Source organism: Shigella sp. FC1967 (genome assembly GCF_001743005.1).
Taxonomy (GTDB): Bacteria; Pseudomonadota; Gammaproteobacteria; order Enterobacterales; family Enterobacteriaceae; genus Proteus.
This window is the reverse complement of the sequence record NZ_MIIZ01000630.1, coordinates 1-6,088: the sequence shown is the minus strand read 5'-3', so window position 1 is coordinate 6,088 and position 6,088 is coordinate 1. Positions and strand designations below refer to the sequence as shown.

General features: G+C 38.1%; 4 protein-coding genes and 2 pseudogenes. 5 read left to right on the top strand and 1 reads right to left on the bottom strand.

The window, feature by feature from the left end; genetic code table 11:
• The first annotated feature begins 173 nt into the window (after window positions 1-173).
• The 4 genes and pseudogenes from BHE89_RS07975 (at window position 174) to BHE89_RS07960 (ending at window position 4,678) form a co-directional block, all read left to right on the top strand.
• Entirely contained in the window at window positions 174-1,700 is a 1,527-nt protein-coding gene (locus BHE89_RS07975; RefSeq protein ID WP_069367778.1) for an L-lactate permease, read from the top strand.
• 119 nt (window positions 1,701-1,819) lie between these two features.
• On the top strand, window positions 1,820-2,539 hold the full coding sequence (locus BHE89_RS07970) for a (Fe-S)-binding protein (protein ID WP_069367777.1): 720 nt from the start codon (window positions 1,820-1,822) through the stop codon (window positions 2,537-2,539).
• Between the two features lie 12 nt (window positions 2,540-2,551).
• On the top strand, window positions 2,552-3,973 hold the full coding sequence (locus BHE89_RS07965) for a LutB/LldF family L-lactate oxidation iron-sulfur protein (RefSeq protein WP_069367776.1): 1,422 nt from the start codon (window positions 2,552-2,554) through the stop codon (window positions 3,971-3,973).
• Window position 3,974: 1 nt separating this feature from the next.
• Window positions 3,975-4,678, top strand: a pseudogene (locus tag BHE89_RS07960) (LutC/YkgG family protein).
• 123 nt (window positions 4,679-4,801) lie between these two features.
• Here the strand turns inward: BHE89_RS07960 and umoC are convergent.
• Entirely contained in the window at window positions 4,802-5,206 is a 405-nt protein-coding gene (gene umoC, locus BHE89_RS07955) for a lysozyme inhibitor LprI family protein (RefSeq protein WP_069367774.1), read from the bottom strand.
• 455 nt (window positions 5,207-5,661) lie between these two features.
• Here umoC and BHE89_RS07950 point away from each other — a divergent pair.
• Window positions 5,662-6,009 (top strand): annotated as a pseudogene (locus tag BHE89_RS07950) (DMT family protein).
• Window positions 6,010-6,088: the final 79 nt, after the last annotated feature.

Sequence of the window (6,088 nt, the reverse complement as noted above, 5' to 3'; positions counted from 1 at the left end):
ATATTTTCATTGTTTAGGTTAGTAACTATCTTTTTTATTTATGATTTATCGTTTCAGCAAAGTAGAGCATTAATAAAACCTAGTACCCTACACAATTATATAATGACCAACTTATAGGTTTGCCAACGCAGTTATAAACGATAAAAATTGCAAACTTAAGGATAAAAATAATCATGTCAGACTATCTCTCATTCTTATTAGGCATTGTGCCTTTAGCCGTGTTGATTTTTATGATCTTAAAAATGAAATCAGCCGTTCACCATGCCGTGCTTGTATCTTTAGTGATAACTGTTGCGCTTGCTATTTTCCATTGGAACAACACCATTCAATTTGCTTCAGTCTCTATCCTTTATGGTGCAGTTAAAGGATTGTGGCCAATCATTATCGTTATTCTGGCTGCTATTTATAGTTATAACTTAATGCTAAAAACAGGCGGCATGGATGTACTTAAAGATGTACTCGCTGGCATAAGTGATGATAAGCGTGTGCAAGTTCTGCTTATCTCATGGTGTTTTGGTGGCTTTCTTGAAGCGGTTGCGGGTTATGGTACTGCGGTTGCCATTCCTATCGGCATTTTAATTGCACTTGGATTTGATCCTTTTAAAGCAGCCGTTGCCTCTTTGGTAGCCAATACAGTCCCTACTGCTTTTGGCGCAGTCGGTATTCCTGTTTCGATTTTGGCGCAAAACACTGGGCTTGATGTATTAGTGTTGAGTAAAACGATTATTATTCAATTGGGATTATTTAATATCGTATTGCCTTTTGTCATCGTTGCCATTGCTGGTGGCGGAATTAAAGCAATTAAAGGTGTCGGATTTATTACCTTAATGTGTGGTATCAGCACACTGATCCCTCAATATATCGTTGCGGCTAATTTAGGTGCTGAATTACCCGCGTTTGCAGGTAGCTTAGTCAGCTTAATTGTAGTGATTTTTCTTGCTAAACGCATGAAAAACAGCGGTGGTAAACAAAAAAGTGTAAAAAAACATACGGGTAAAGAGTTGTTAGTCGCAAGCTCTATTTATCTGTTTACCTTTATCTTTATTTTAGCGTGCTCACCTTTATTCCCTACGATCCAAAGCATGGCGGGTGCGATATCCACTAAGATCCCATTTGTATTAAGTGACACACAAACGGAATATCAAACCATTGCTTGGTTAAGTACACCGGGGGTATTAATTATACTCGCCAGCTTTGTCGGGGGCACCATTCAAGGTGCAAGCGTTTCAACACTTATCTCTGTGCTAGTTAAAACAACTATCCAACTGAAAAACTCCATTATCGCTATCACAGCAATCGTAGCGATGGCAACCGTCATGGATTTCAGTGGCATGATTGGCAGTATCGCTGAAACCTTAGTCGATTTCACAGGTGCAGGATTTATCTTTATTGCACCAGTAATCGGTGCATTAGGAACCTTCGTAACCGGTAGTGACACCAACTCTAACGTACTGTTTGGTAAGCTACAAACCAGTGCCGCAGCTAAACTTAATATTGATCCATTCATTCTCGCTGCGGCTAATACCTCTGGCGCAACAGGCGGTAAAATGATTTCACCACAAAGTATCGCCATTGCTGTTTCAGCGACAAAAATGGATGGTCAAAGCAGTGCCATTATGCGTGAAACCTTAAAATACTGTATCGCCTATATCGTTATTCTTGGGGCGAAGATCGGCATTATTTATCATCTAATGAACTAATTAATAAGGAAAAGGGAGCGTGTTCACTCCACTCTCTTTTCCTCCTATAACGAAGCAATAAAAGAATTTTATCTTTAGTAAAAATGACAACATCTGAGCGATGTTTTGGAGTTCGATTAATGAAAGTTAATTTTTATGCGACTTGTCTTGGTGATGTGCTGAAAGCAGATTCAGCCCGAGACACCGTCTTGTTACTTGAAAAATTAGGCTGTGAAGTCTTATTTCAAGAACGTCAAGGTTGCTGTGGTCAGCCAGCGCTTAATAGCGGTTATGTTAATAACGCAAAACCGGCCATGAAATCGTTAATTGAAACATTGGAAGTAAACGACTATCCCATAATTTCACCCGCTGGCTCCTGTACTTATGCCATTAAAGGTTATCCAACGTATCTTGCAGATGAACCACAATGGGCATTACGGGCACAAGGTGTTGCCGATCGCCTTATTGATTTAACCAGTTTTATTGTTAACACCCTTGGTGTTGTTGATGTAGGTGCTCGCCTACCGGGTAAAGCGGTTTATCATCCATCTTGCAGTTTAACCCGAAAATTAGGTGTCGTTAGTGAGCCTTTAACACTGTTAAAACATGTTGAAGGCCTTGAAATTTTGCCTTTTGCAAACTCAGAAACCTGCTGTGGCTTTGGGGGAACTTTCTCCGTGAAGATGTCTGAAATTTCAGGCGAGATGGTAACTGAAAAAGTAAAACATATTATGGAGGTAAGCCCTGATTATGTCATTGGTGCCGATACAAGCTGCTTAATCAACATTCAAGGTCGTTTAAGTCGTGAAAAGCGCCCTGTAAAAGTGTTGCATATTGCACAAGTTTTAATGAGCCAATAAGGGAGCCTGCTTATGTCTATCAAAACCAGTGATATCGATTTCAGACCTCGTCTAGAACATGAAATGAAAGACACAATCATGCGTAATGCGGTTGTTATGGCGCAAGAACGCATAGGGGCTAACCGTCAAATCATGGTAAAGGAACTGGGTAATTGGGAAGAATGGCGCGATCGCGCTGAACAAATCCGTAACCATGTTCTCGAAAACTTAGATGCTTATCTCTATCAATTATCTGAAAAAGTGACTGAAAACGGAGGCCATGTTTATTTTGCTAAAACAGCAGAAGACGCCTCTCGTTATATTTGTGACGTTGCCAAAAAGAAAAACGCGAAGAAGATTGTAAAATCTAAATCAATGGTCACCGAAGAAATAGGGATGAATAAAGCCTTACAAAATGAAGGTATTGAGATCATCGAAACTGATCTGGGTGAATATATTCTTCAATTAGATAACGATCCGCCGTCTCATATTGTGGTTCCGGCGATCCACAAAGACCGTTATCAAATTCGCAAAGTCTTAAATGAAAAACTCAATTATGAAGGCAGTGAAACGCCTGAAGATATGACACTTTTCATTAGACAACGTATCAGACAAGACTTCCTTTCTGCTGATATTGGTGTTACTGGCTGTAACTTTGCCGTAGCTGAGACAGGTACTGTCTGTTTAGTCACCAATGAAGGTAATGCACGGATGACTACAACATTACCTAAAACCCATATAGCAGTTATGGGTATGGAACGAGTGGCACCCACCTTTGAAGAAGTTGATCCGTTGATCACCATGTTATGTCGTAGCGCCGTTGGCTCACGTTTAACCAGTTATAACACTTGGGTGACTGGCCCACGTGAAGCAGGCAATGCTGACGGCCCAGAAGAGTTCCATTTGGTGATTGTAGACAATGGCCGTTCTGAAATTTTAGGGTCACAATTTAAAGATATTTTGCGTTGTATTCGCTGTGGTGCTTGCCTTAATACGTGCCCTGCTTATCGTAATATTGGGGGGCATGCTTATGGCTCAATTTATCCAGGCCCAATCGGTGCAGTAATTTCTCCGCTATTAGGCGGTTATAAAGATTTCCACGATCTTCCTTATGCATGTTCACTATGTAATGCTTGTAATGTGGTTTGCCCAGTCAAAATTCCTTTAGCACAACTGATTTTAAAGCATCGCCGAGTCATGGCAGAAACAGGCCTTACACCAAAAGCAGAACGTCGAGTCACCGGTATGTTTAATTATATCAACTCACATCCTGCCCTTTGGAAAGTAGGTATGAATGTTGGTGCGAAAATGGCGGGATTAATGATCAAAAATGGTTCTACACCAATCAAAATCAGTGTTCTTAACGATTGGATGAGATCACGTGATCTTCCTAAACCGGATGGTTATAGCTTCCGTAGTTGGTTTAAACGCCATAAAGCAGAAGGGAAAAAATAATATGTTAAACGAACAAAATCGTAATGAATTTCTGCAAACTATTGCCGAAAAATTAGGGCGTCCTATTGCGCATAAGCCACAACCACAACCTGCACCTGTGAATGATTTAGCAAAAACACGCTTAACTAACTTGACTCAAGATGAATTATGCAACGCGTTCACTGACTTTGCACAAACTCAAATGGTGAAATGTGTTGTTAGCAAACCTGATGAAGTTATTAATAGCCTAATTGAGCTATGTGAAAGTTATGATTGTAAAGGCTCGGTGGTAATAAGTGGTGATGAGCGTTTAAATGCACTTGGCGTCACAAAAGCCGTTAGCGAAAAATACGAAACTTATGTTTGGGATCCCGCTCTTGGTCATGAAAATATAATTCATGCTGAACGCTCTCAAATCGGGATTGTTTTTGCTGAAGCCGGCTTAACAGAATCTGGTGGGATCGTTCTATTTTCGTCTCCAGAGAAAGGGCGTGCCGTGAGTTTATTACCTGAAACCTCAATTGTTATCCTACGTAAAAGTGATATTTTGCCTCGTGTGGCTCAAATTGCTGAGCGTTTACATAAAATGGCTCAAGAAGGAATGAGAATGCGTCTTGTATCAATTTAATTGGTGGTGCAAGTTCTACTGCTGATATTGAATTGATTAAAGTATGGGGGGTTCATGGCCCTGTTCATGCGGCTTATTTGATTATTGAAGATTGCTAATTCAAGATAAAACGACGTTAAAACGATAACAAAATAGCGCACAGTCAGAGTTAATCATCAATGCCTAAATCAAACCCAAAAGATAAGTTAATGGCTTTTGGGTTTTTCTCTATTATTAACCAATTAGTTATTCAATAATATTTTTGCTCTCCATTGATTTAATTTTATTTCACATGCGAGTAAAACATCGCCTGCCCCCGTTCCTCCCATTAATAGTGCAGATTGTCGTTGACATTCAGCACTTCTAAATTGAATAAAATGCTGTTGAGAACTCGCTAATGCATCAATGGCACTTTTTGCTGCAACAGAATCCGTATCTTCAAGATCACTCTTACTTTTGTCATAAATGACATTCATTTGCTGTTCTGCCAGTTTTAACTCATCCAATAAACAGGCTTGCACTGCTGTTCTTGGTTCGTTTGCGGTCACTTCATAACATTTGGCTAAAGGATCGTATTTACCTTGTGCCGAAGAATAAAAGCTAACTGTAAGTAAGCTACAAGAGATCAAAAATAGACTTATCTTCACACCAACTCCTTATAGATATTTTATAATAAGATTTTATGTTCAACATAATGTATAAAATAACGAATATCACATCTATTAGTGCGAATAACTTCATTTTAGGATATATCGTATCTGACTTGATAATTTTAAATTTCAATCAAATAATAATAAGAAGAAAACATAATTAATATTTTTTGATTTAAAAATATTTTGCTTATTTTTATCAAGTAAACATTATTTCACACAATATCAATAGATTAAAAATCCACCAAGGATCTTTAAAATAGTCATTTACTACTTTAATTTTTCTTTCAATTGATAAAATAACAAACTTTCGTATATTGAAAAAAATTCACCATTTCAATTTTCACTCTTTTTTTCTTAACGTAGCGATAGAAAACCCGCTTTTTTTGCAGTAATCTCATACCACTCTTATTGGCAATTTTTGCCTAAAAACGACCACTGGTATCACCGATATGTTCTATAAATTCACCCCTATTATTCTTCTCATAATTTCCAACGTTTTTTATGACATTTTGCTTGGTATGGACATCTAAAATATGGCAATAAACCCCTTATTATTGTCATTATTTTAAGCTGGCTAATCGCATTCGTTGAATACTGTTTTGCCGTACCCGCAAATCGCATTGGTCATAATTACTACAGTGCAGCAGAATTAAAAACCATACAAGAAGTGATTACATTAACCATTTTCGCTATTTTTTCTGTCACTTACTTAGGTGAAAATTTTACATTAAATCACTTTATTGGTTTTCTTTTAATTGGGGCGGGCGCGTTATTTATTTTTTAAAGGTCCTTTTTAGAAAAACCTATCAATAGATATCGTCAGCGTGTTTTCTAAGCCTATTATCTACTTTTGTTTTATTATCGCCTTATCAAAAT

Coding starts and splice junctions, on each gene's coding strand:
- BHE89_RS07975 (WP_069367778.1), top strand. CDS start 174: ATGTCAGACTATCTCTCATTCTTATTAGGCATTGTGCCTTTAGCCGTG.
- BHE89_RS07970 (WP_069367777.1), top strand. CDS start 1,820: ATGAAAGTTAATTTTTATGCGACTTGTCTTGGTGATGTGCTGAAAGCA.
- BHE89_RS07965 (WP_069367776.1), top strand. CDS start 2,552: ATGTCTATCAAAACCAGTGATATCGATTTCAGACCTCGTCTAGAACAT.